Source organism: Bacillus sp. MMSF_3328 (assembly GCF_030733525.1).
Lineage (GTDB): Bacteria > Bacillota > Bacilli > Bacillales > Cytobacillaceae > Bacillus_AB > Bacillus_AB infantis.
Genome location: NZ_JASHIV010000008.1, coordinates 50,519 through 77,021, shown reverse-complemented (window position 1 = coordinate 77,021; position 26,503 = coordinate 50,519). Strand labels below are relative to the sequence as shown.

The following is a 26,503-nucleotide window of genomic DNA, read 5'->3' as shown; positions in this document are numbered from 1 at the left end:
ATTTAGCTCACCTTTTCCATTTCTGTTATTGTGCCTGTGTTTGCCGTGAGAGCTGCAAGCTTGGTGATGACAACGAATGTGATCGCCGCCCCAAGCAATGCATTGACCGGAGGAATTCCCGGGATGAAATTCGCAGCAAGCACACCCGCACCCCATGCAATCATGGCCGGCCAGTTTACAGCTTTGAATCTCATTTGCTCAAATTTCTTATACTTGCCTCTGTTGATGATAAAATAGTCCGCCAGAATGATGGCTCCCACCGGCGGCAGAGCTGCCCCGAGGATAGTCAGCCATCCGACGAAGTTATTGTAGAGCCACATTGCCAGGATTGTACCGACGATTCCGTTAAAAATGACAACCTTGCTTTTCGCGATTTTTGTAATGCTTGAGAATCCGAGGCCGGATGCATACAGCGCATTATCATTGGTTGTCCAGATATTAAGCCCGAGCACCAGGATGGCCGGGAGGATCAATTTTTGAATGAACATCACTTCGGAAATATCAGATTGTCCGGTCGCAATGGCTCCGATGGCTCCGAAGATGAACATGAGCGAATTTCCGATAAAGAAGGCAATCACAGTCGTAATGACTGCTGACCGCTTCTTGTTGGCAAAGCGGGCAAAGTCAGGCGTAAGCGTTCCCGCACTGATAAAAGAACCCACACAGATCGTTAATGCTGCAGCAAGCCCGATTGCTTCTGTCGGCTGATACTGCATAAGGCCGTCAAGACCTCCGACCGTTTCCGTTGCCTTGAACACTGAAAAGCTGCCAAGAATGGTGATGAGCGGAACCGCGATAAAGCTCAAGATCGCCAGTGCCTTCATTCCAAAAAACGCCGTCGCCGTCATCAGGACGCCGGCAATCGCAATCAGCAGATACGCATCAAGCCCAGTCACCTTCTGGACAGGAAGAGCAAACATCGCCACACCGACGCCAAACCAGCCAACCTGGGTCGCTGCCAGTAAGAATGAAGAAAGATAAGAACCTTTTTCACCGAATGCATAGCGCGTCAGAAGATGGGTGGATAAGCCCGTCTTCGCCGCGATGTAAGCGAGCGCTCCAGTATAAGCGCCAAGTATCAGGTTCCCTGCCAGCACGATACCGATAAACTGCATAAAAGTCAGCCCTGAACCAAGCGTTCCGCCTGACCACATGCTCGCCGAGAAAAATGTCAGCCCCAGCATCACCACAAGCATCCTCCAAAAACCGCTGCGGTGTTTCTGCGGAACCGCACTCAGTGAAAAATCCAAATCTACCTTTTTCATTTCCATTCCTCCTATAAGTTTCAATAGTGTTGAAACTGGTACCGAAGGAGCCTTCGATGGATAAGAAGCTGGAACGAAAAAAGCTTCTCGCCGTTTCCGACAAGAAGCCTTTTTCCTCATGAAAAACCAGCGGGCAGGATACACCTCACCCAATGATTCTCATAATTTCCGCTGTCCTTGCCAGCCTCACGGGACTGAATTAAAGGTACCAGTATTTAATTGGTTATTATTATTGCAGAAAAATTGGGGGATGTCAAATGGGGGAGGAGCGGTGCGGTCCTGGCAGATATTAGAGTCATTTTAAAAAATGGGACTTTCCACAGAATATTTGACAACTCCGCCAGACTGTAGGTTGCTAAATCGGAAGAGAGTTTAATTTTCAGCATTGAAATAGTATAAAAACCTCCCCTATACATGGGGCATTTTTCATTAACTAGGCTTTGGTTATATATGATTCTATCCAAATTTACTATATTTCTCCCTATATGGCTCATTATTCTACCTATATATTTAATTATTCATTCCAAAATCAGCGTTATTCTTTCCTGATTACATTTAATGGTATTCCCACAAGCCGAAGCAGCATTTTGTCTCAACAGGCACAATGACAGAGTCATTCTAAAAAATAAACTTAATTAAAGACTTATTAAAGACATTTCTTTAAATAGGAGTGAGCTATAGAATATATAAATAAGAGGTTCCGAATATTCAGTCAATATAGAACCTCTACTTTGCTGAAAGGAGGAATTTCACTGATGGAAACCGGAGTCACCAAAAGCAAATCAGCTCCTGCACAGGGACTGGAGAAAAAGAAGGGATTCTTAAATCAGCTCGGGCCTGCCTTTATTACTTCGGCCTTAGTTCTCGGACCCGGAAGCCTGACCCTTTCTTCTAAAATCGGAGCCATTTACGGAATGCAGCTCATCTGGGCTCTGGTGATTGTAGTGATTTTCATGATGATCTTCACAGAAATGAGCACAAGGATTGGATTGGCAGCCAATGAGTCTTTCATCCAGGTAATGAAAAAGAAATGGGGCAGGACAGCTTCCCTTTTGATTGGCATAGGAGCTTTTCTTGTTACTGCTTCTTTTCAGGCAGGCAATGCGCTCGGTTCAGGGCTGGCTGTATCAAGTGTCACCGGCACGTCTGCCAGCCTTTGGATCATAATTGTCACACTGCTCGGAGTTGCTTTTTTATTTTCCAAGAATTTTTATCAAATCCTTGAGAAACTTATGCTCGGGCTTGTAGTGCTGATGCTGGTCTCATTTGCAATCACTTTAATTCTCGTAAAGCCTTCTTTTACTGAAATGCTTGCAGGCTTTGTCCCTATTATTCCTGATGGCTCCCTCCCGCTGATTATTGCGATAACAGCAACTAGCTTTTCTATCGTTGGAGCCTGTTATCAATCATATCTAGTACAGGAAAAAGGCTGGAAGCTGGAACATCGTTCTTCAGGCATGAGGGAGACGTACTTGGGCATCTTTATTCTGGGCCTGATATCCCTTATGATCATGCTTTGTGCAGCAGCCATTTTGAAGCCGCAGGGAATTGTAGTTAATTCAGTCTCTGATATGGGCCTTGCCTTGGAACCGCTATATGGAAACTGGGCAGCTATTCTCTTTATGCTTGGGCTTTTTGGCGCCTCTTTTTCCTCACTGATGGGGAATGCAACTATTGGAGGTGCTTTGCTATCAGATGGCCTTGGACTCGGAAGCAAGCTGACCTCTAAATCAGTAAAGGGCTTTATTATTCTAGTCATGGCTTTTGGATCGCTTGTTGGCATCATCTTTGGGTCTGCACCAGTGAATATGATTATATTCGCTCAGGCCATCACCATTGTGATAGTTCCATTCATTGCAATAGCAATCCTTGCGGTAGCGAATGATGAAAAGATTATGGGTTCAATGAAGAATACGCTTTGGAAAAATGTTTTGGGCATTGCTGGTTTGGCCGTCCTGATTCTATTGGCGATCAACAACATTATCACAATCTTTTTTAAATAAATGAGGTGAAGGAAATGAAAACAATTGCAGAAATGGAAGAAGTAATGACAAATCCATCACAAGAACTTGTAAACGACATAAGCAGACTGGATGGAGATATCATGATTCTGGGCGCTGGCGGAAAAATGGGTCCTACTCTCGCAAAGCTGGCTGCAAAGGCTGTGCAAAGATCAGACACCGGCAAACGGGTTATAGCTGTCTCCCGCTTTTCATCTGGCACCCTCCAAAAGGAACTGGAGGAAGCTGGTATCGAAACAATAGCCGCTGATCTGCTCAATGAAGAGGAGCTCAATGGACTCCCGGATATAAGAAATGTCATCTATATGGCCGGTAATAAATTCGGCACAAATGGCAATGAACATTTCACTTGGGCCATGAATGCCTATCTGCCGGGACGGGTTGCGGATAGATTCAGGAATTCCCGCATTGTCGCTTTTTCTACAGGCAATGTTTACCCGCTTGTCCCTCTCACTAAGGGAGGATGCGATGAAGAATACCCTGTCGGCCCTGTCGGCGAGTATGCCCAGTCCTGTCTTGGAAGGGAAAGAATCTTCACTTACTTTTCCTCTAAAAACCAGACACCTGTTACTATCTTTCGCTTGAATTATGCTATTGATATGCGTTACGGGGTGCTATTGGAGATAGCCAGGCAAGTGTATGACGAAAAGCCGGTCGACTTATCTATGGGACATGTAAATGTCATCTGGCAGGGAGATGCAAATGAGTATGCACTTCGTTCTCTGCTGATATGCGACAGTCCTCCTTCCCTGCTGAATGTAACCGGACCTGAGACTGTATCTGTCCGCTGGCTTGCCCAGCAATTCAGCAAAACTTTCAATAAACAGGCAGTCTTTATAAATGAAGAACAGCCTTCAGCGCTGCTGAATAATTCAGGCAAAGCACATCGGCTTTTTGGCTATCCTAAGGTATCGCTTGAACAGATGATCATGTGGACAGCGGAGTGGGTTTCAGGTGACGGAGCAGTCCTTAACAAACCGACTCATTTTCAGCAAAGACAAGGAGTTTATTAATATGCTGGATGAACAAGTAAAAAGACTGTTATTTGAAGGTACAGTCATTCCAGCCCACCCTCTTGCTCTGAACGAAGATCGGACGCTTGACGAGGATGCCCAAAGAAGGCTAACAAATTATTATATGGATTCAGGTGCCGGTGGTGTAGCAGTAGGCGTTCATACTACCCAATTTGAAATTCGCGACCCCCGATTTGGACTTTACGAAAGGGTTTTGCGGCTCGCTGTTGAAGAAATAGATAAAAGGAAGCAAAAAGAAGGATTTATAAAAATTGCTGGTGTATGCGGTCACATTAAACAGGCTCTGGAAGAATCAAAAACTGCCAAAGATCTGGGATATGATATGGTCTTGCTCAGCAATGGAGGCCTCTCCGGCCTTTCTGAAGCAGAACTGCTGGAGCGTACTCAGAAAGTTGCCGAAGTTATGCCTGTTTTTGGGTTTTATCTGCAGCCATCAGTAGGCGGGAGAGCATTCAGCTATGAATTCTGGAAGGAATTTACCGAAATCCCGAACATCCATGCCATTAAAATGGCTCCCTTTAATCGCTATCAGACGCTTGACGTGGTCAGGGCAGTCTGCCATTCCTCACGAGGCAGCCAAATTGCTTTATACACAGGAAATGATGACAATATCATCAATGACCTTTTAACAGAATATGAGTTTAACGTTAATGGGAAAATGGTTAGAAAACAGATAGTCGGCGGACTGCTTGGCCAATGGGCAGTCTGGACATATAAAGCCGTTCAAATGCTTGATGAAGTTAAGGCCGCCAGAAGCCGCCGGGAGGTTCCTTCCTCACTGCTGACACTGGGCCAGCAGCTGACTGATGCAAACGCTGCACTATTTGACAGTGCTAATGGATTTAAAGGATGCATTACAGGCATTAATGAAGTCCTGGCAAGACAGGGGCTCTTAAAAGGAAATTGGTGCCTGCTCGATAAGGAAAGGCTAAGCTCCGGCCAGTCAGAGGAAATAGATCGTGTCTGCAGGGATTATCCGCATTTAACAGATGATGATTTTGTTAGCAGGATACCGACCAGGTACGGGAGCTACGGACAATGACAAATTGATCCAAAAGAACACTTTCCGCCCGCGGGAAGTGTTCTCCTTTAATTAACTCAGGAGGGCTTTGCAATGAAAGATCCTATAGTAATCGGTGTAATTGGTCCCGAATGGATGAAAGAAAAAATTCTCCATTGTCTGCGGCTGTTCCCAAACTTCTATCCCGAAATCAGAACATCAAATGATATAAATGATGCCCCCGCTTTTACTAAGGAATTGGCTGTCATTTCTGATGTCCTGCTGTATTCCGGCATATACCCTTATTCTATTTCAAAAAGTGAGATCCCTCCCCACCTGCCAGCTCATTTCATTCCTTTAAAGGGCTCTGGCCTCTATAAAGCCCTATACTCCCTTAAGAAAAATCTTTGCAACTTAGACTGTATTTCCTCAGATATTCTGCTCCCTCCTGAAGTTAGGCGAACATTAAAGGAACTTGGTGAAGACATTGATGTGAAGTTTTATCCCCAAGGCTTCTCATCAGAAAGAGTAATGGACCTGGCCGATTTTCATTGGAGCCAGTATCATTCAGGCAATACTAATGCTGCTGTTACAGGTGTAAAAGCAGTGGCTGAAGAACTCGCTGGGAGGGGAGTTCCGGCAGAATGGGTTACTCCAACAGAGGATGATATCATCGTAACGCTCGAAAGGGCACTCCTCTCAACAGAAAAGCGGAGGAACCTGGAATCCCAGATTGTCTTTGGACTGATTCAAATAGACAGATACCATGAACTGGTAAAGCAGGCTGCTTCAGAGCACCAGATCCAGCGCCTTAATCTCCGGTTATATCGAATTTTGCTTGATTATATTGAATTACTGGAAGGCCATCTCACCTCCCTGAATGGAAATGAATATATGTTCATCACAACGAGAGGAGCTTTCGAAAGGGTGACCAGGGGCTACAAATGGATCCCTATCATTAAAGATGTCGGCAGGGAGCTGAAGCTGAGGCTCTCTTTAGGAGTTGGATTCGGTCTTTCCGCCAATGAAGCCGGAACCCATGCGCGGATTGCTCTTTTGCAGGCAAAAGACTATGGGGGCGAGTGCTGTTTTATTGTAAAAGAGGATCGCAGTGTTTTCGGGCCTGTCGAATTGGCCGCTCCTATCTCCTACCCTTTGTCTGTAACTGACAGCCAGCTTCTTAAGAAGGCAGAGGAATCTGGAATGACAGCCATCTACCTGCAAAAACTTACCTCTCTCATTGAGAGAAAAAGGAATAATCAGTTTACAGCCTATGAACTAGCTTCTACGCTCGGAATCACAGCCCGAAGTGCCCATCGGATCATCTTAAAGTGGATGGATGCAGGTATCCTGGCTGTAATCGGGATGGAAAAGATTTCGGCGCGCGGAAGGCCCCGACAGGTTTATAAACTTGCAGAATCAAGAAATTCAAAGGGGGACACTAATGCATACTCTTAAAATTGGTATGATTGGCTTAGACACATCGCATTGCCTTGAATTTACAAAACTCCTAAATGACTCCCGCCATCCTTACCATGTTAAAGGGGGTAAGGTCTATTCTGCCTTTCCCTATTATTCTAAGGATCTGGAAATAAGCCGCAGCAGGGTGGCGGGGTTTAAAGAGACCTTGGAAAAAGATTATAATGTTATTATGACTGATTCTATTCAGGAAACAGCTGCTTCCTGCAATGCCATTATGCTGACTGCAGTAGACGGCAGAAAGCATCTATCCTTATTCAAAGAGCTTCTTCCCTATAAGCTTCCTGTCTTCATTGACAAGCCAATGGCCGTTTCGCCAGTTGAGGCCGAAGAGATTTACAATTTGGCACAAGATTATGGAGTACCGATCATGAGCTCCTCCTCATTAAGGTTTGCTGAATCCTTTGACCTTTTTCTCAAACAGCATAAACAATCCATAACCGGAGCCTATTTCCATGGGCCTCTTCCCTTGCTGGAGCAAATGCCCGGTTATTACTGGTATGGCATCCATATGGCAGAAATGGCCATAGCAGCATTGGGGCCAGGGCTCAAAGAAGCACTGGTTCGCCAGCATGATGAATATGAATTTGCTCTTTCCCAATGGGAAGATGGGCGAATTGTTTCCTTCAGGGGAGACTATGAGTGGCACTCCCGCTTCGGGGTCATTTTCCATACAGGAGAAGGAGCTGTTTCCCTTGACTTATTAAGTGATAACAAACCTTTTTATGCCTGTCTTCTGGATGAAGTCATACGTTTTTTTGAGACTGGAATAAGCCCTGTTCCATGGGTGGAAACGCGTGAAGTGATTCGATTAGTAGACATGCTTACCAAGGAACGGATAAAAAGCAAATTGATATGAACCTGGAGCAGACGGAGTAAACTAAACCAAAGGCCTTTTCCTCAGCGGAAAAGGCCTTTATCTTTATTTAACGTTTGTTTCTTTTACTTCCACTGCCTGTCTCCGTACCCTTTATCTTGTATTCCTTTGTTAACCTCCTGGATAATGGCCTCTCCACCTCTATTAAGATATTCTTCAACCATCTTATCCCAGTCGCCTACAGGCTTCTGTCCGGCTATCATCTTGGCTTGTTCGTTCATAAGGAACTGCATCAGATCTGCCCCTTTTTCCTGCTGTGTTTGTGAGATGATACCATGGATGGGATTAACATACAACTGCCCTGATTCAAACATATCCTGAAGCGAATCGACCAGCCCTTTCATTTCCGTCATGCTGTAATCATCGGCATAGCTGATATCTGCATCAGCAGGAACATGCTCACGATTATCAAGGAAATAGGTGGAAGGCGCCAGTCCATCAGAAGAGAAATTCTCGACACGTACCGGTGCATTGTTTTCCATATTATATCCTGTACCTTCCTTCCCCCACATCCAGTCAAAATCTTGATTTCCAGGCGTTTTTTGATCTAATGGGAAAAACTTTTTCCCTGCGTCCACCATCTCAAGGGTACGGTGAATTTTCCCTTCATCTTCGTCAAGTTTGGCGTTTAATGCAAGGATCCCGGAGTATCCTGATCCCATTGTAAATCCTTTGGAGCCGTCTGGCGCTTCGAATGGCGGCACGGCAACAAACTCAGCATCAGGATGAATCTTCAGCAGCCCTGCCATATAATCCTCACTCATTCCTGCTACGCCGCCAACAAAAATGCCTGCTTTTCCTGAATAGAATTCATTATTGGTATCAGCCCAATTCAGCACAGCAAAATCCTTGGTCATCGCATTTTCATCATAAAGATTTGCAAAAAACTGGATCAATTCTTTACGTCCATCCGAAATCATGCCGGGAATGAAATCTCCATCTTCATTCTGATGATACCAGGCATCAAAATCCCAGTAAGTACCCATATTGAAGTTAGGATTGATATTTTCACCAATCGCCAGGCCATACGTATCGTCTTTTCCATTTTTGTCAGGATCCTCTTTAGTGAAAGCGATTGCAACTTTTTCTAACTCTTCATAGCTCTTTGGCATCTCCAGACCCAGGTTATCCAGCCAGTCTTTTCGGATAATCGGGGTGAGTGGATATGGATTCGAGTATCGCGGAATTCCATATATATTTCCATTCACTTTGAAGGAATCATATACATGGTCAGGAATTTTAGACAATGTTTCAAATTTCTCCAGATAGTCATCCAGCGGAAGGAATGCTCCTTCGTTTGCCCACTGATAAAACCTTGTATCATCAGCAGGAAAACCAACCATATCCGGCATACTGCCAGAAGCAACGATGGCAGAAGACTTTTCCGCGTAGTCACCCTGCGGGATAATTTCCGGCTTGTAATCAACATTAAAACGCTCGTTGATCATGTCGAGACCAGGGCTTGATGCAGGAGGCGGATCCCCAAAACGAAAGGTCATCCCTGTAATGGTATATTTCTTACTATGGTCGAATGGATCGGAGGAACTTTTATCCTTTTCTTTATCTGTATCCTCTCCTTTCGTTTCTTCCGAAGTACAGGCAATCAGCCCGAAGCTAAGAATAAGAACTAAAAAACTGATCAAAAGATTTTTCCCTCTCAAATTAACCCCTCCAGTTTTCTTTTTTTCGCCAATTGCCTATTATCTGAATCAGCCTTTTACAGAGCCAAGCATCACTCCTTTAGCAAAATGTTTCTGCAGGAACGGGTAGACAATGAGTATAGGAATAGTAGCTAATAAAATAGCTGCCATCTGTACCGTTTCGGGAGGGGGCAATGATTCCATCATTTCGTGCGCCCCAAGTGCAGCATTAGGTTCATTTACAATTACGATCTGCCTTAAGATTACCTGTATCGGCCACTTAGCTGGATCACTTAAATATAGAACTCCTGTAAAATAGCTGTTCCAGTGGCTGACTGCGTAGAAAAGCCCAAATGCTGCCAGCGCCGGCTTGGATAAGGGCAATATAATCTTAGTGAAAATCTGAAGATCATTAGCGCCATCAATAATCGCTGCTTCTGTCAGTTCCTCGGGTATCCCCTGGAAGAACTGCCTCATAATAATTAAATTGAAAGGACTGATGGCTACAGGGATAATCAGTGCCCAGAGAGTATTCAATAGCCCTGTTGCTTTTACGATCATATAGGTCGGTATCATTCCTGCTGAGAACAGCATCGTAAAAAGAACTAGGAATAGAATCATCCGCTGGCCATGAATCTTTCTGGTAAGGGCGTAGGCCATCGTAGAGGTGAAGAAAAGATTGATAAATGTGCCTATGACCGTTATATATATAGTGACAAAAAGCGAGCGGATGAATTGGTCGGAGCCGAGAATATATTCGTAGGCATCTGTCACCCATTCCTTTGGCCATAGAAGCAAATCATTCTCCAGAAAATCACTAAGGCTGGAAAATGAGACTGCAAATATATATATAAATGGAAATATCATCGTAGCAGCTATAAATATCAGCAGTATACTGTTCGCACTGTCAAATATTTTATCCCCGGCAGAAGACTTGAACAAAGGCTACTCCTCCAATCTGATTTAATATAGACCCTCTTCGCCAAATCGTTTCGCCAGCCGATTGGCCAGAACAACCAGCACTAGGCCGACAATTCCTTTAAACAAACCGACAGCTGTGGCAAAGCTGTAATTGGCCTGCTGAATGCCTTTAAAATAAACAAACGTATCGAGTACATTTCCGGATTCCATATTGAACGGATTGAGCATAAGGAAAATTTGTTCAAAACCGCTGTCCATAACAGTCCCCAGACGAAGAATCAGAAGTATAATGATTGTACTCTTCAAAGCGGGGAGTGTTATATGCCATATCTGCCTCCATCTGCTGGCACCATCCATAACAGCTGCTTCGTATAAATGGGGGCTTATTCCCGATAGGGCAGCCAAAAAGATGATCGTTCCCCATCCGGATTCTTTCCAGATTATTTGCAGTACTATGAGAGGCTTGAACCAGCCGGGATCTGTAAGAAAAGGGATTGCCTCCATTCCAAACGCCCCAGACAGGAAATTGTTCACCAGCCCTTCACTCCGCAAGAAGATGACAGTGATCCCGATGACTACAACCCACGATAAAAAGTGAGGAAGATATACTATGGACTGCAGAAATCTTTTAAAAAACTGATTCCTCAATTCGTTAAGCATCAGTGCCAGAATGATGGAAATAGGAAAAGCAAAAATGATCTGCAGCATAGATATTTGCAGGGTGTTCCAGATGACCCTGATAACCTCTTTATCTTCGAAAATAAGATAGAAGTATTTTAACCCGGCCCACGGGCTATCGGCAAAGCCTCTGAAAGGGCTGTAGTCTTTAAAAGCCAGCAGCAGTCCTGCCATAGGTATGTAGCGGTAAACTAAAAAGAACAGAATTCCCGGCATGATCAAAAGGATCAGATATCGATCATTCCACATCTTTCTTTTTGTTCTGCCCCATCTGCTATTTGCAATAGTCTTTTCTTTTGCAGAAGGTGAGGAACCTTTGATCGGCTTTTGCTCTAATTCCATTGCCTGGGCCTCCTTTCATTTACTATTCAGCCTGTTTCTAATACATGTATACGACATGTATTTATAAAGTAACAATAATACAAATTTTAAGAAAATTCAATATTTATTTTAAGCTTTTATATCTTCTTCCTTTCTTTCAATCTGTTCAAAGAGACGGCTTGATAGAATCATTAGAGGCATTGCAATTAAGGTGCCTCCGAAAAATGGCAGCAGGCCTGGTACTTTAATCATTAAATAATAGGGGAAATAAAATCCTAAAGCCATAACAACTGAATATAAAGGGTGTGAAAGTGCAATCAGGACAGCATTCTTCACATATTGTAATAAGCGCAGTTCATACTGGACATACATAGGGAAGGCAAATAGAAAAGCAGCAAGGTATACAGCTCCAAGAATAAAGAAGAAAAACGAAAAAAGGGTGCCCCATAAAGAAGGGATACTTCGAAAGAACTGAAGGTCTACATACAAGATCACACCGATTACTCCCCAGAGCAAGCCATACAGATTAGCTTTTAAAAACTCTTTTCTGTATTGCTCTTTGAATAAAGCATATGTCCCTTTTTCCAGTTCTCCTCCATGCTGCCATTTCCGCATTACTGAAAACATGGCTGCAGTAGAAGGAAATACCCCGGCGATAATACCCCCCGCAAGAATACCTGCAAGCCAGAGTATATTCAGCCAAGCCAGTTTCATGGCCTGGTCCCCCAATCGATATATTGCACCTTTCCATCCAGTCAGTTCCATGTTATTAACTCCCTTTTAAATACGCGCGAATAAACAATTCTGACTATTCAATCTTACACTAGCCTTGTTCAGTTTTCCAGACGGCAAGAAAGAAATGCTTCTATTTTATGATTCCCTTTAGGCAGGCTAAGCTTTATCCCTTCCATTTCTGAGGTAAACATCCTTTGTTCAGCTGAATGGCCATTTATGAACAACCCCTTGGCAGGAGACAGCGCGAGATATATTTCATTTTCTCCCTCCAGCTCCAGCTCTACAGTTACCCTTTGTTCATTTATGATTATAGCTGCACAGACTGCAGTTGGGGAAGACAGCAGCAGCCTTCCGTTTATGCTTATTTCGGTTCCATTCACCAATGAAAGTGCTGATAGCTCATTGGTTTTTTGTCCCACTGAGGCCCAAGCATCTTCTGCCTTGAATATAATAGAGCTTCCTGCCACCATTTCAGCTTCCCGCTTACCTTCACCCGCGCCCAAAACCAGACAGTCAATGATGCCGCTCTCATTATCTTCAACCCGAAGAACTATTTTGCCGGAATCCTCCTGGCATACCAGTGTTTTATTTGATTTCGAAGGATCGATGAGTGTTATAAAATATGGTTCTTCCTCCCCGGCGGCCGTTATTTCAAGGTAAGTTCCATACTCCTCTGCTCCAGGATATTTCTTGACACCTATATTCAATTCATCAGGATAGCATGTATAAAGCCTGACAGAAGATCTGTCCCCCAAAAAAGTTATGCATTTCTCATTTATATACATCCCATCAAGGATTTGCTGACCGCCTGCAAGTATGTTTCCTGTAGTGTGATATAGAAAAGACAGATTAATGTCTGGCCTGCTTTTAATGACTTTATCCACTAAGACATAGTAGCGGTTATCAATATAGAAAATTTTTCGTTTCCATTCAGAAATTCGTTCATCGTAAGCACCGGCAGCCTCTCCGGCAATCAAAGAGAATTGCTCTGAGGTATACCAGTCAGCCAGCATTCCTTTTCCTCTATGAATTTGTCCTTGCCCGTCAGCCAGCATACTGTTATGGCCGATTGTGCCAAGAGTAAATTCCCGCCTCGGCCCCTCTACATAATCCTGATAACCGGGATTCGTGATAAGCCACTCCCCTGCCGAATGGAATATAAAGTTGTTCTGATCAAAATGATTATGATCTTTTCCAGAGGGGCTTGATGCAAACGCAAGGAAATAATCATCCTTACCCCAGCCGCTCCTTAGCGAGGCCCAGCCAATTCCCGGAAAAACCTTGTGCAAGCGGCTTCCATAATACTCTTCAGGTGACTGGGGGGCAGGAATCCTTTTTAAATCGAGCAATATGTCCAGCTTCTTTTCAGGATATCTATGAATATACCAGCTTGCAGCAGGATGGTTTGTACTGGATGCCAAAATAGACATAACATAGAATACATCCAAGGAATAGAATGAATCGGAAAAATTAACAAAGCCCGGCTTATCTCCTGTTCCGAGCATATATAGGAAAATATCAGGGAGAAATTGAAAAAATGGGTGCTGCAGCAGATCTTCTCTTCCAGCTGCACGCTTTAGGCAGTCTGCTGCCATCAGTATATGCCTTGCAGCTACATTGAGATATAATAGCCCTTCAATATCCGGCTCTATTAATCTATCGTCTAAATAACGGATTAAATACCGATAAGCATTTTCAAGAAAAGGTGCAATTGCTTCCTTATTATCATCAGACAGAACAGCCAGCGAACCAATCAGCATGGCAACTCTTTTTGACGCAATAATGTTGTGGCTGTCATAATTCAGGAAATCAATCTTCAAGGGCATTAGTCCCAGCTCAACTATAGCTTTTTCGACAGACTCTCTTTCTTCTTTTAAAAGGATAGAATAAATGCTGTCATAACCTATTGCCATTCCAATGGTGAAATGGGCATTGCTCAGGTTGCCCTCGGCTCCCCTCTGGGGAAATTCATACCATCTTGAGTAAGAGGAAAGAGTAAGGAGATATTCCTTTACCTTCTCTGCGTATAGTGGTTTACCGGTCATGGCATATGCAAATGACAAGACTTTGATTCTCTCTTCAATTGCTCTTGAATACATTGTCCAGAAAGGAAAATCTGTGTATCCTGGCGGCTGCTCCACTTCTTCAAGCTGAACAAGAGGCAGAGAGATTGTTAAAGTGACATTGCAGCTGGGATAATGAACAGTAAAATCCGTTTCAGCAGCATACCTCTCTGCCAGATGCAGAACCTCTTTCCATATCTCAGTAAACTGAATATGAGTGGCTGAGCTATCTGATGAACGTACCTTGATAGCGGCTATTTCCTCGGCATTAAATAAGACCCTTGGATGGGGCCTGATTTCCCCCAGCAATTCGTCTATATCCATTCCTTTTCTCACCTTTCTGTTCTGTATGGAAACCCCATGGAAATGGGAGATGGCTTTAAAGAATGGCAGCTTCCTGATTCAGCATATCATCGATTCTTTCACAGGCATCCTCTGCCTTCTCCATATTTGCCCAAAGCAAGTGGAGCTCACTCTCTATCAGTGCCATCTCCTTAACGGTTACATTCAAATCTTTTTTGGTAAATGCATGCGGCATAATATCTTTGAATGCATTATAGTTGGCTGGATGCACACCTGGCTTAAGGAGGTAGTTATCTTCCGCTACAAAACGAAGGACTGGGATCGTGCATCCATTCTGTTTGATCATAGTTTGGGCTTCAGTACTAACCATGTAGCTTACAAGCGCCTGAGCAGCTTCTTTTACAGGTGAATTTGCACTTATTCCAAGCGCTCCCCCTAGCAGCAGGGTAGCCTGATTGCTTTTTTGAGGAGGAGCAACAATGTCCCATTTAATTTTGTGGTCCCTGAATTCGTTCATGAAATAGTAAGTTGTCAGAATCATGGCAGCCCGTTCCCGCATAAACAAATTCTCTGCCAGGTCATTGCTGCCGTGCGAGAAGATAGGAGAGACTTGATGCTTATACATTAAATCAACACAAAAGTTTAGAGCCTCAATATTCTCCTTGCTATTCATCAGCGATTTCGAGCGGTCCTCCGTCATAAATTTCCCGTCATTCTGAAGGAGGAAAGCCGGCCATCGATTTGAAGAAGAAGAAAAACAAAAACCGTATTGGGCTATAAGGCTATTTTCAGCATTGAATTCCTTTGTATTATCCTGTGCCGTCTCCAAAAGATCTTTCCATGTGTCCATCCTGAAACTTTCGGAAATTCCTGCTTCCCTAAACATCTTTTTGTTATAGCAGACAACAACGGGTGAAAAGACAAACGGCGTGACAAGAACCTGGTTATCATGGGTGAACATGTCAAACACTTTTTCATAGCTGTCCTTTTCGGGATCAATATGTCCAGGCAAAAACGGATCGATGATTCCCAGCTGACCGGATTCAGCCAGCTGCCGGAAGTGAATATCTGAAACCATAAATACATCTGGGCTGTTTTGCGTCTTTAGAGATTCCGTCAGGTTGTATACATATTGGCTTTCAGGATATATCTGAAGGTTTACCTTGATATAAGGATTAAGCTGTTCAAATCTTTCAATAATTCTTTCGACAATTTCGATCTCATAGGAATTAGAAAACCAGCCGAGATTAATAGTCTGCTTCTGGGTATCCTGTGGAACCGTCACCCTATTTCCTTTACCGGGGATTTTTTCTATCAATCCTTCCTCAACCAAAAGAGCCAGTGCCTTCCTGATAGAAACTCTGCTCAAATCATATTCCTTGCTTAATGTATTTTCCGGAAGAATGAATTCACCAGGCTTAATCCTGCCAGAGATAATCTCTTCTTTTAATTCATGAATGAACCTACCATAACGGTCATCAAAATCATTTTTTCTTTTTAGCATACATACAGCTCCCATACAGCTTAATAACCCTAATTTTAACCTGAGCCATTCTGATTTTGCAAAATGTACCCCATTCAGCCGGACTTGAAAGCGCCCATTATACAAGCAGCCAACAATCCATGAACGAGTAGGCAATCTCCCTGATTTCAGGCGGGAAATCATGGCCTGCCTGGCCTATGTAGGATACAAAGCGGTCGCCTGCCCCAAGCCGGTCATACAATAAACGAAGTTCTGCCAGGCCCTCGGCAGCTGGCTGCCAATGAGGAAAGATAGGATCATTCTGTCCCATCCAGACAAAAAAGGGAGTAGGGGCTGCAAGGGCTGCAATCTCATGAAATTCAAAGGGTGCTTTCCCGACATTAATGTATTCACTCACCTTCGGAATATGTGTAAACCATTCCCGCCTGCCCCAGCGATGTGTCTCCGGATCCCCGGTAAAAGTGGAAAAACCGCAGCTGCAGGCAATAGCTTTAATCCTTTGGTCGATACCTGCCAGAAAATAGCCGTTATAGCCTCCCAGGGAGTGGCCAATTACACCAATCCTCTCTGGGTCGGCTGGACAGATTTTTTCCAATACACTGATTGCCTGCCGATGGTCCGACAGCATCTTTGCAACAGCAGACCATTCGGGATGCTGTTTATAAAAGCCAGCCGTATAGAAGGGCTTATCAGCAGAATCAACTCTCTCTCCAGCTGTAATAGTGTCAGGCGCCAATACCAAATAGCCTCTTCTTACAAGCTCAAGCCCATATTGACGGTTTTCCCTTCCCTCAGCCAGACAGACCTCATCTTTCCCCTTTTCAGAGGTAGGATGGAGAGCAAGTATTGACGGGAGGGAATTTTGTTTAAATAAGCATTCAGTGAACAAGAGATCCCTCACATCCTGCTCTTCCTTCAATTCCATAGCCCTGCCTTGTACCGGGAGGAGAATATTGGCAGGGACCCAGTCACCATAAATTGCTGAATATCTGATTTTGATTAGATAATGATCTTGAAAAGAATGCCAGGAGATTAGATCGATATCTGGCTGGGGCATGGTTGGCAGCCCGCCGATACAATCAAGCCAGCCTTTTAAAATCCTTTCTCTTTTACGCTCCCAGTCCTTTTTTGTTTTAACTCTCTCCAGTAAAGGGGGGAGACCCTCTGCAGCCAATACATCCAGTGAATACATCGTAAGACATCCTCCTTTCAGCACATTCTACTGTGTTTCTGACCGGCACGTGCCAATGCTGATCAGCCTGCTTCCGCTCCCATAGTAGACCCTGCCCTTATGAAGGACGATCCCGCTGGATGCCCCGCCGGTAAGGTAATGTCTGGTAGAAGGGTTTGCAATGATGCCTTCCCTGATTCCACAACTCAACAAAGCCTTGCTTAGAAGAAGGAATAATGTGCCCGAATCCTTAAAATAAGCAAAGGAGTTTCTAACAGGAAAACCTGATTCGGACAAGTCCTTTCTGAATAGGACTTCTTTGGTATATGGATTACAGATGAAATATAAGCTGCTATCCGTTAAGCAGTGCACAAGATTGAATGGATCGATGAAGAGCTGGACTATTTCGCGTACCCCTTCTACCGGCACAAATCGCTCCGCTGGTTTTTCAGTTTTCCATTCAAGCAGGTACAAGTGTGCTTCCTTTTCAGCAGATGAGGCACCCCCCGGGGTTTCAACGCTGGTTCCTCCCAGTATAAGACCTTCCTGCAGCTCTCCAAGACAAAGCGTGCTCTGGTTTGGAACTATCCGGCCATGGGGAATGACTGATGCCTGCCCGGTCTCCGTACTATAAATTGCCAATCCTCCTCCGGCCAGTCCATAACCGGGAAAACCTCCCCATATAATATGCTTCTTATCACTGGCAGCAATGGCACATCGAGGCCGGTGAATATCCTCAACCTGAAGCACAAGGCGCGGATTCAGATTTTGTTCTATTGGTTTTTGTGTATCAAGGATATAGAACTTCCCTCCTGCGTAAGCAGCCCCAAAGACGAGATTTCCCTTTGAAGCATAGGCAGCGATATTTCCGCCGCCACCTCTTTCTATTACCTTCCCTCCATAGTTCCTGAGCTCTCCCGATTCAGGACAGTACCGAAAAAGCTGCAAAGGATGCATGGAAGTTCCATAGATTTGTTCATCAGGCCCAAGAAATAAAGTCGAAAGCTGTGCTCCCTCTGATTCATAGGTTAGCTCAATCACTTTTCTTTGGCCTGTACCATTATGTATAAATTCAGCAAATCCTTCAGAAAGGCTATAAGAATCTACTTTATACTCAGCATCAAGATTAGTATGGACCTTCTGGAATCCTTCACCCTCATAAATAGATGAAGCCCTTTCTACAGGATCAACGCCCTCCACTGCGCCATCCAAAAACATTTTCCATCGTGTGGTTTGACTAACCTCCCTCATGTCCCCAGCTTCCCAATGGCCGTATACCTTTCCGTCAGCTGCCTGATATACATACCCAGCCCCTTTTGTCCGATCTTCATGAGGTACTAGGCTTTTTTTCACTCCGCTATCAGGATTGAAGGCCACAATATTTTTCCGTTCTGTTCCAATCCCGACATATACCCAGCCCTTAACATCGGCAGCTGCGCTTGATGGATATTTTTCAGAAGGATCCATGCGGCCAAAATCTTTGATGCTCCAATCTGAAGGGCAGAGCCCGAAGAGATGGCAGTGTGGATAGGTGGTGAAATAAATATTGCCTCCTTTACCCTCGGCAAAACTGAATCCGGCTATTTCTTCCCCATTATTAATAACTGAATAAAACACGATTTTTTCCAAAAACGGATCAAGCACAAGAATCATTTTTCCTGCTCCTGTATAAAACAGCCCCTTGCTGCTGAGTGAGGCAAAAGGATATTCTCTATTATTTTCCGGAAAAAATACCTGTTTTGTCCTTCCGCTTAAAGGATTGACAACCAAAGCAAAACCCTTTGCAGCTATAACGAACCTGCACTCCCCATGCCTGGCACACATAGCAGATGTCCGTTCTTCCGCAGCGGCAACCGGAATGCCATGGCTAATAAATGTTTCTTTCATATCGATACTATTCCCCTTTCATGCGGAGGGTGTTTGCAGGTCAGCTTGCATAGAAAGCAGCAACCTTCCTGATTGCTTCAATCATTTCCTCCACATCATCATCAGAATAGAACTCATTAATATCCAGCCGGATGGCTGTCGCAAGGATTTGTTCTGCCTCAGGACAAATCCCTTTTGTATATTCATAGTCACCAAGAGAGAAGGGATAATGGCTTCCTTTATATGCCTGCTGCTTTTTAAAAAGCGGATGTTCATATAGGACATGCGGTATATATCCTGCCTGATTTGGAATGCCTTCTGCTGCCAGTGCCTCTGAAAATTCCTTTCTAGTACAGCGCAGCTCGGACAGCTCCAGAGTCAGCATATAAAACCAATAACTGCACCATCCTTCTTCTGTAATTCTCATAGGCTTAATTCCTTTTAAGTTTTTAATGCCCCTATTTAAATTTTCTCCAAGCATATTTCTGCGCCCGCAAATCCAGTCCAGCTTCTTAAGCTGAGCAATGCCGACGGCCCCTTGAAGCTCAGTCATACGATAATTCGGCGCTAAGTGGTGCAGTTCCTTCATGACAGAACTGCCATGACGATGATAATTCTTATCCGCAAATGCATGGGCAGAGAAATAATCTGCCTCATCATTCGAATTAATAGTAACAATACCCCCATCGCCTGTGGATATATGCTTAAAATCATTTGTGCTGAAGCAGCCATAGTCTCCTATGGTTCCTGTTAAACGCCCTTTGTATTTAGTGAGGTAGCTTTGGGCACAGTCTTCTATCACCTTGATGTTCTTCTTCCTTGCCAGTTCCATGATAAGATCCATATCGCACGGATTTCCTGCCAGATGAACAACAATGATTGCTTTGGTCCTGTCAGTTATCCTGTTCTCAATCGTCCCTGCTGTCAGGTTATAGGTCCGGGGATCTAGGTCTGCGAAAACCGGAACCGCATTTTGATACAGGATACCAATGACAGTACCCTGGTCTGTAATGGGACTAGTAATCACCTCATCGCCTGCTGAAATACCGGCAGCCCCCAGTGCAATATGAAGGGCTGCTGTACCAGAAGATGCTGCCACACTGTATTTAATGCTGTAAAGCTCGTTAAAATCCGCCAAGAATTTTTTTACTTTTTCGCCAAAATGATAGAAGAGCGTATTCTGCTCAAGAGCCTCCAAAAGCTCCCTGGCTTCCTCCAGTCCAAAACGCATTCCTGTACGAAAGGGTGTCTTCTTAACCTTTTCCCCTCCATTGATTGCAAGCTCACCAATCATGACTTTCTCCTCCTATCCTTCTGCAAGATAGCTGACCGGCAGGATCCGCCGGCAATGAAACCCGAATCTGGTTACAATATCCTCTCCGCCCGCTCTGTTACCTTCACCTGTATCAGCCTCCAACGGGACCAGTACGGAGAAGCCTTCGCTCTTTACGGCGCCCCCTATATGCATTCCTCCTGAAAGATCCAGGAGAGAGACCTTTCTCCGGTCCCGTTCCCACTGATTTATCCTTGCACAGGTCCAGAAGGTAAATTCCTGGCTTTTTGCTGTTCTGATCAGCTCTGTTATAGCTTGCCTCACCTTGGGCTGATTGTAGATATGGTGCTGATGAAACAAAAAGTGGGCAACCCCGCCAACACGCTTTACACCATCCAGGAATGGCTGAATAACACTGGTATCAGCAAGAGCATGATGATTCAGATCCTGAGTGAGGAAACCTATTTCCAAAACATCATAAAGGCGGTTTTTTTCATTTGCCCAAGCGGCCGGAAAGTATGGATGGCTTGTGCCGAATAAAAAACCGATATTCCCTTTTTTGCTGGGTCCACGGGTCTGGTCTGCCTGGATGCCATGCTTCTCGCACCACTCAAAAAGCTCACCCCACCCTTCAAAGAGCGTATAATGGTTCTTATTTGAGACAATCTCCACAGTAGCGGAAGCATCCTGAATCCACTTCAGCTGTTCGGAAAAGGCCTTCTCGCTCCAAATGCCATCATCCTGATGAAGCGCGTTATAGTGCAGGGCAATTTCGTGGCCATCTTCTTTAATCTTTTCATAAACGGCCGGACTGTAGCCAGGCGCAATCATACACCATGTAGTTTGTACGTCCTCTTCCTTAAGGGCTTCCAGGGTAATAAGCGCACATTCATCCCCGTTCAGGTCACTATCATGAGAAATCATGGCCATATGCTTGATATCAGCCGGCCAATAATCAAGCATCGGAACAGTAAGCCCTTTCATAGATAGGATGGATAATAGATTTCCTACCACTGCTTCCCTCCAGAGGTCTGCATAAGGATATGGGAAATATGGAATTCCTGTTTCAGTGAAACTTCGATCCATCACCCAGTCGAGTTCAAAGCCATCGTCTGCCTTGAGCAGTCCTTCATCAAGATTCGCGGTTCCATCAGGGGCAGGAGATCCATCCTCATATACAGGAAGTGTCCCCTGCTGCAAACCGGCAATTGTCTGGGGGATCTTGACTCCCCAGCGATAAATCTTCCCTTCTCCCAAAGGAAATTCATGCAAACATGCTGGGGCAGAGAAATTACAATGATCGTTGGCTGTTCCCAATTTCCCCCTGGTAATCCAAACACTACTGCTTCCTTCATCTGCCCATATTTCTGATGCAAGGAAACGAAGCGGAGGGTATTCACCAGGAATACATGGCGGGATAAACGCATAACCCGTTTGTTCTGACTCTGCGGCAATGAAGCCAAGCCTTTCCCTTAAGCATTCAAGACCGCCGTACGATACCAAGGTTCCGCCGGATTCTACATAATTTAAAAAAAGATTTCCGTGACTATCTCCGCTCAAAGATTCAACAATAATGTCATAGGATTCGAGACTATCACCTGCACTTACCCTTTCATATGGAATCCTTAGATGATCAAAAATTTCAAAAAGATACCCTTCAAAAACATTTTGCCCTCTAGACCAACGCTTTTCTGCTTCATCCTGATCAAAGAAGATACCCATTTTGGCCATTTTCATCTATTTTCCCACCAACCTTCAAAAATACATGTATTTAACCTGTATTTTTTTATTTATTTAATCTTATTACAGCAGCATCTAAATTACAATGAATTGTTAGATTATTAAAAAAATAATTCAGGTATAACACAGAGGCTTATACCCTGCTAAAAAGGAAAAAGCCCGGAAAGAATCCGGGCCTTCTCTGATTACTTCCTTCCTCCTTTATTGTTTACCCATATAGATACAGGTGGAGCTTCAGCGACAGCCCCATCCAGCTCTACTACTGCAGAAATCTCTGTTTTGCCGCTTTTCAATGCCTTAATGATCCCATCTTCCACTGAGAGTACTTTTTCCTTCCCGACTTTATAACTGATGACAGCCCCATCCAGTTCAAAGGTGCTTTTTCCATTATCGAGTATTCCTTTAACCTTGACCGACAGGCTGTCTCCCGCAGTCAGCCTCTGCTTTTCTACAATTATCTCAGCTCCTTTAAGCCTTCCGAGGAGGTTTTCATCGGAGTACTTATAAAGGTGAATTCCGCTTGATAAGTAGAAGGATCCAAAATCATCCTGGGCAAGATGATCAACATCTCCTGCAATAAACTCCTGCATCCCATTCTGAGGATTGAATTTAAAAAACTTCCTCCCAATTATGCCGTAAATGTTTCCATCTGTCCCAATTTCAAGAGAAGCATTTCTCCAATTGCTTGAAGTCTTATCATCAAGTTGATAAGAAGCAATAACTTCTATACTTTCAGGATCCAGCGCAAATAAGGTTCCATCTGCCATGCCCCATATATTCCCGTCCGCTCCAATAGTCAAGGCTGTTATCGCCTTTTTGCCTGGAACCGGAATAAGCTCCGCCGTTTTCTGTTTGTTTTCAATATCCCAGACAAAAAGTTTGGCTTCAGAGGTGGCAGGAACAGAGCCCTGACCTCCGGCAACCGTCGTTCCACCAAAGACTTTTCCTCCTATATGTGTTAGGGATACAATGCTCTGGTCCTGCATTATGTTCCAGTAAACATCCGGCTCTTTCCCGGTTCCTGGCTCATAAATAGCTAATGCACCCCCAAGATTCCCATTTTTAGGGACAGTTCCAATAAAGAGCTGATTATGCTCTGGAACACCAAGCATGGCAAAAGGCCTATCCTGAGGAGTATAGCCTGGAATCTGCTCATTTTTTTCAAGGCTGAAAAGCAAACCTGGGTTCAGTGAGTCAGAATCTGTCCGATTCCACTCCTTGAAAGGATCAAACTCATAGATTCGTGCATTAGGATAAATCCCTAAATACATTTTTCCATTCAAAGTGGCTGTCCCTTCGCTTTGTCCGATACCATCGAATACTATATTCTTGCCTGATGTCGGAATATAGGCTCCCATATTGCCAGGCAGATAGCCTGTGCTGTATATTTTCCCATCCGGCCCTTTTGCCAGCTCATGAATCTGGACAGGCTCTGCAGGGAGCGCCAGATCGGTGAGTTTTAGCTTGCCTGTTTCAAGGTTATATTTGTAAAGCTTGCCCCCATTTCCGGAAAGGCCCACAAGAGTATAGCCTGGGAAGCCTTCCTCTTTAAGCTGCAGAAATTTATAACTGATCGCGCTTCCCTTTAAATCAGCGCCCAATGATTTGAAGGAATTTTTTTTGAGGTCATATTCATGCAGGATACCTAGATGTGTAAAGTAAACTTTTTCTCCAACAGGAGATTTGCCCGAAATCCCTCTGGATGACTCTGGTATATCAAATGTTTTCAAGCCTGTATCTTCATTCATGGCCTCAACCAATTCTCCGCTTTCTGTATCAATAATGAACATTTCATAACTGGATTCCTTCTGGGCAAACAGCTTCCCCTGAATAAGATTAAGATCATATACCGAGATGATATCTGCGTATTGGGAAGGGAGTATATTTCGTTTAGTTCCAGTTTTTATGTCGTATTCTATAAGGTGAGCCTTGCTTCCAACTCCAGCATATATCCGCTGGTTCTTTTCATCATAGGCCGTGCTTCTTACCCAGCTCTGCCCCTCAGCCATCGTTCCAAAGTTTGTAAACTGGCCGGAGTCTGGATCATATTCATAGACACTCCCTGATCCGTAGGTTCCTCCATAGATTTTCCCATCACTCGAGATATCCATCGGATACAGTACAGCATCAGTTGTCTTTACTGGATGTCCGAGATTCAACAGTGAATCTGTTTCAGGCAGATAACGATATAGATAACCCTGGTTGTATCCTCCTAAGTAAACCGACCCGTCAGCAGCCACCTTTACTCCCCATGCCCCTGAGGTATCCTCCAAAGGATAGCTCTTAATCAATTCTTCAGTCTCGACATCAACAATGGCAAACTTTGCCGGTGCACCTGCTACAACTGTATACAGCACATCATTGCCATTGGCATCTTTTCCTATATCACCAAGCATCACTGTTGTTTTTGATACTTGGACACCCAGATTCTCAGCCTCCTCGCCAATTGGCATAATTGGCTTAGCCTCCGTTAATAATGCTTCATCAAAGTAAAAGGTCCCCGTATTTGCTTTGCCGGAATAAAAGAGGACAGCGGCATAGACAGCATTGGCAGGGGCATCTGCGCTCACCTTGATTTCGCTCCACTCATCAACCGGCCCATTTACCGCTTTGTTGAAGCCTGTTATATAGGAGCCTTTGCTATCAAAGAAGCGGATATATATTTCCCCTGAGCCCCCTGTGCTTTTCATTTTGGCTGAAGCAGTATATTGCCACCCTGGATTTACAGGCACCTGATCACTGATCAGACCGTAATTTCCACTGCCGCTGTCTTTAATCTCAAGACTTTTAGCTCCGGACGCCTGTTCCGTATTCACAACAGAAATCCCTTCTGTTCCAAAGCTCTGCGTCCAGCCTGGTATTGTTCCATCTGTCTGCTCCTCCTCAAAACCGGCATTTTCAAGTACCAGCCCATTTTCAGGAGCTGCTCCTGCTTTCTGTGCCAAAGTCTGGCCAAACATCTGAAAAAGTAAAAATCCGCATACAACAATGAAGAAACCTGATCGTTTATTTTTCATAATCTCCTCCTATTTTGTTGTAAAAGCCGCTAAAGGTTCACCTCCTGCCTATTTATTTTGACAAATACCTGTATACTACTTGTATACAATAATAAGCATATATTAATTTTCTGAAAAATCAATTACTTATAACACTCATTTGTTATTTTGAGAACATCTGCTTAGGCATCAGAGTAAAATAAGCAAAAAAAAGAAAAGGAAACCATTAGCAAAAGTTCCTTTCCCTACAGATAGACTTTGATTAGCCTATTACAGACATGCTACCAGTACATCTTCCAGTCCTTTACACACCTGACCAGCGCCTCAAAATAGTAGTAATCCCCCCAAATGCAGCTCTCATTAACACCACGGCTGCCGCCTTTATGGTAGACTGCATGCTTCAATACTCCGTTAGCCTCGCTTTCAACTTCAGTCGTATAATTCTCATAGAGTGATTGAATCATCCTCAGTGCTGCATGCTCATAGATCGTTTTCGCAGGATCAGTCACCGGTAAATGTCTCGACAGCTCCAGCAGGCCCGAGACCGTTATGGCTGCTGCAGAGCTGTCCCGCTCCTCTTCCCCCTCCGTAAAGCATAAGTCCCAGTAACAGATCTGATCTTCAGGAAGCCTATTCAGATAATAGTTTGCGAGGTTTTTGGACAGCTCTATCAGGCTCCAATCACCTGTATAATAATAGCTTAAAGCAAAGCCATAGATACCCCACGCCTGCCCTCTCGCCCAGCAGGAATCATCAGAATGCCCCTGGTGCGTATTTCCGTACAATGGCTTCCCGGAATCCACATCCATATAATAAGTATGGAAAGTAGAGGCGTCGTTCCGGACTAAATATTGAGCGGCTTTCTTTACATGTGACTTTGCAATTTCTTTATATATACAGTTTCCGCCCGTGTCAGATGCCCAATACAGCAAGGGCAGGTTCATATTGCAATCAATGATCATCCGCCCTCGCTGTGCAGGATCATTGAGATCCCCCCATGCTTGGATAATGCCTGCTTTCCTGCTGTATCTGGATGCCAATAACTCTGCAGCTTTCAAAGCCGTTTCCTTCGCATTCTCATTTCCTGTCACCTTAAACGCACTGACACAGCTTAATGAATAGAGAAAGCCGAGATCATGGTGATCAACTTCAATCCGGTTTTCCAGTCTGTCCTTAAAGCTGCAGATGTGCTTTTCGGCAACTTTCTTATATTTTTCCTGACCCGTGTATTCATAGGCAAGCCACAACATGCCGGTCCAGAAGCTTGTTGTCCATTCCACATTATCTATAGGCTTATAGATAAGCCCTACACTGCTCGAATCCGGAAATTTGTCTGTAAACGCCTCCAGGCTTTGATCAATTTTAGCCAGGACATGCTCAATGGCTCTCTCTGCAAAAGCACGATCTACAGCAGGCATTTTTACAAAACGGTCCTTATTCTTTATGGCTTCCCTTTTTACGTCATTTCCAAATATGTTCATCACCTGACACCCCTGATCTATTTAAGTGGAGAACGCGGGTAAACATTCGTATCTATCGGAACCTCCATCTTCAGTAGGTCAATTCAATACCTATTATTTGAAAATTCGAATACCTTTTTAAGATTCATTTCGGCAAATTGCAGATTATCATTAACA

Annotated in this window: 18 protein-coding genes; 5 read left to right on the top strand and 13 right to left on the bottom strand. The window is 44.2% G+C overall.

What is annotated here, in order from left to right:
• Window positions 1–2: 2 nt before the first annotated feature.
• Complete coding sequence (gene codB, locus RBB45_RS14750) at window positions 3–1,265, bottom strand: cytosine permease (protein ID WP_306009824.1); 1,263 nt, start codon at window positions 1,263–1,265, stop codon at window positions 3–5.
• 755 nt (window positions 1,266–2,020) lie between these two features.
• Here codB and RBB45_RS14745 point away from each other — a divergent pair.
• The 5 genes from RBB45_RS14745 (at window position 2,021) to RBB45_RS14725 (ending at window position 7,658) form a co-directional block, all read left to right on the top strand.
• Window positions 2,021–3,268, top strand: coding sequence for an Nramp family divalent metal transporter (locus tag RBB45_RS14745; protein WP_306009823.1), 1,248 nt, complete (start codon window positions 2,021–2,023; stop codon window positions 3,266–3,268).
• 14 nt (window positions 3,269–3,282) lie between these two features.
• Entirely contained in the window at window positions 3,283–4,299 is a 1,017-nt protein-coding gene (locus RBB45_RS14740; protein WP_306009822.1) for an NAD-dependent epimerase/dehydratase family protein, read from the top strand.
• A 1-nt stretch (window position 4,300) separates the two neighbouring features.
• Entirely contained in the window at window positions 4,301–5,362 is a 1,062-nt protein-coding gene (locus tag RBB45_RS14735; protein WP_306009821.1) for a dihydrodipicolinate synthase family protein, read from the top strand.
• A 72-nt stretch (window positions 5,363–5,434) separates the two neighbouring features.
• The gene (locus RBB45_RS14730) at window positions 5,435–6,778 is read left to right on the top strand and encodes a helix-turn-helix domain-containing protein (RefSeq protein WP_306009820.1); all 1,344 of its coding nucleotides are present in this window, start codon (window positions 5,435–5,437) and stop codon (window positions 6,776–6,778) included.
• Window positions 6,765–7,658, top strand: a complete 894-nt coding sequence (locus tag RBB45_RS14725; RefSeq protein ID WP_306009819.1) for a Gfo/Idh/MocA family oxidoreductase — start codon at window positions 6,765–6,767, stop codon at window positions 7,656–7,658. Before RBB45_RS14730 ends, RBB45_RS14725 begins: the two co-directional genes overlap by 14 nt.
• Window positions 7,659–7,741: 83 nt before the next feature.
• On the opposite strand, the gene RBB45_RS14720 is transcribed toward RBB45_RS14725, so the two are convergent.
• The 12 genes from RBB45_RS14720 to RBB45_RS14665 form a co-directional block, all read right to left on the bottom strand.
• Window positions 7,742–9,337: an extracellular solute-binding protein gene (locus RBB45_RS14720; protein WP_306009818.1), complete on the bottom strand. Its 1,596-nt coding sequence runs from the start codon at window positions 9,335–9,337 to the stop codon at window positions 7,742–7,744.
• A gap of 48 nt (window positions 9,338–9,385) precedes the next feature.
• The gene (locus RBB45_RS14715) at window positions 9,386–10,258 is read right to left on the bottom strand and encodes a carbohydrate ABC transporter permease (RefSeq protein WP_009792869.1); all 873 of its coding nucleotides are present in this window, start codon (window positions 10,256–10,258) and stop codon (window positions 9,386–9,388) included.
• 21 nt (window positions 10,259–10,279) lie between these two features.
• Window positions 10,280–11,257 carry an ABC transporter permease gene (locus RBB45_RS14710; protein WP_009792868.1) on the bottom strand — a complete coding sequence of 326 codons (978 nt, stop codon included), beginning with the start codon at window positions 11,255–11,257 and terminating at the stop codon, window positions 10,280–10,282.
• 108 nt (window positions 11,258–11,365) lie between these two features.
• Window positions 11,366–11,950 carry a YesL family protein gene (locus RBB45_RS14705; protein WP_050767281.1) on the bottom strand — a complete coding sequence of 195 codons (585 nt, stop codon included), beginning with the start codon at window positions 11,948–11,950 and terminating at the stop codon, window positions 11,366–11,368.
• 119 nt (window positions 11,951–12,069) lie between these two features.
• On the bottom strand, window positions 12,070–14,358 hold the full coding sequence (locus tag RBB45_RS14700) for a heparinase II/III domain-containing protein (RefSeq protein WP_306009817.1): 2,289 nt from the start codon (window positions 14,356–14,358) through the stop codon (window positions 12,070–12,072).
• Between the two features lie 55 nt (window positions 14,359–14,413).
• Window positions 14,414–15,841: an extracellular solute-binding protein gene (locus tag RBB45_RS14695; protein WP_306009816.1), complete on the bottom strand. Its 1,428-nt coding sequence runs from the start codon at window positions 15,839–15,841 to the stop codon at window positions 14,414–14,416.
• 97 nt (window positions 15,842–15,938) lie between these two features.
• Complete coding sequence (locus RBB45_RS14690) at window positions 15,939–17,012, bottom strand: dienelactone hydrolase family protein (RefSeq protein WP_009792864.1); 1,074 nt, start codon at window positions 17,010–17,012, stop codon at window positions 15,939–15,941.
• A 27-nt stretch (window positions 17,013–17,039) separates the two neighbouring features.
• Complete coding sequence (locus RBB45_RS14685) at window positions 17,040–18,878, bottom strand: ligand-binding sensor domain-containing protein (RefSeq protein ID WP_306009815.1); 1,839 nt, start codon at window positions 18,876–18,878, stop codon at window positions 17,040–17,042.
• Between the two features lie 40 nt (window positions 18,879–18,918).
• Window positions 18,919–20,151 carry a DegT/DnrJ/EryC1/StrS family aminotransferase gene (locus RBB45_RS14680; protein ID WP_306009814.1) on the bottom strand — a complete coding sequence of 411 codons (1,233 nt, stop codon included), beginning with the start codon at window positions 20,149–20,151 and terminating at the stop codon, window positions 18,919–18,921.
• Window positions 20,152–20,163: 12 nt separating this feature from the next.
• Window positions 20,164–21,867, bottom strand: coding sequence for a polysaccharide deacetylase family protein (locus RBB45_RS14675; RefSeq protein WP_009792861.1), 1,704 nt, complete (start codon window positions 21,865–21,867; stop codon window positions 20,164–20,166).
• A 188-nt stretch (window positions 21,868–22,055) separates the two neighbouring features.
• Window positions 22,056–24,887: a carbohydrate binding domain-containing protein gene (locus RBB45_RS14670; protein ID WP_306009813.1), complete on the bottom strand. Its 2,832-nt coding sequence runs from the start codon at window positions 24,885–24,887 to the stop codon at window positions 22,056–22,058.
• Window positions 24,888–25,147: 260 nt separating this feature from the next.
• The gene (locus tag RBB45_RS14665; RefSeq protein ID WP_306009812.1) at window positions 25,148–26,347 is read right to left on the bottom strand and encodes a glycoside hydrolase family 88 protein; all 1,200 of its coding nucleotides are present in this window, start codon (window positions 26,345–26,347) and stop codon (window positions 25,148–25,150) included.
• Window positions 26,348–26,503 lie beyond the last annotated feature (156 nt).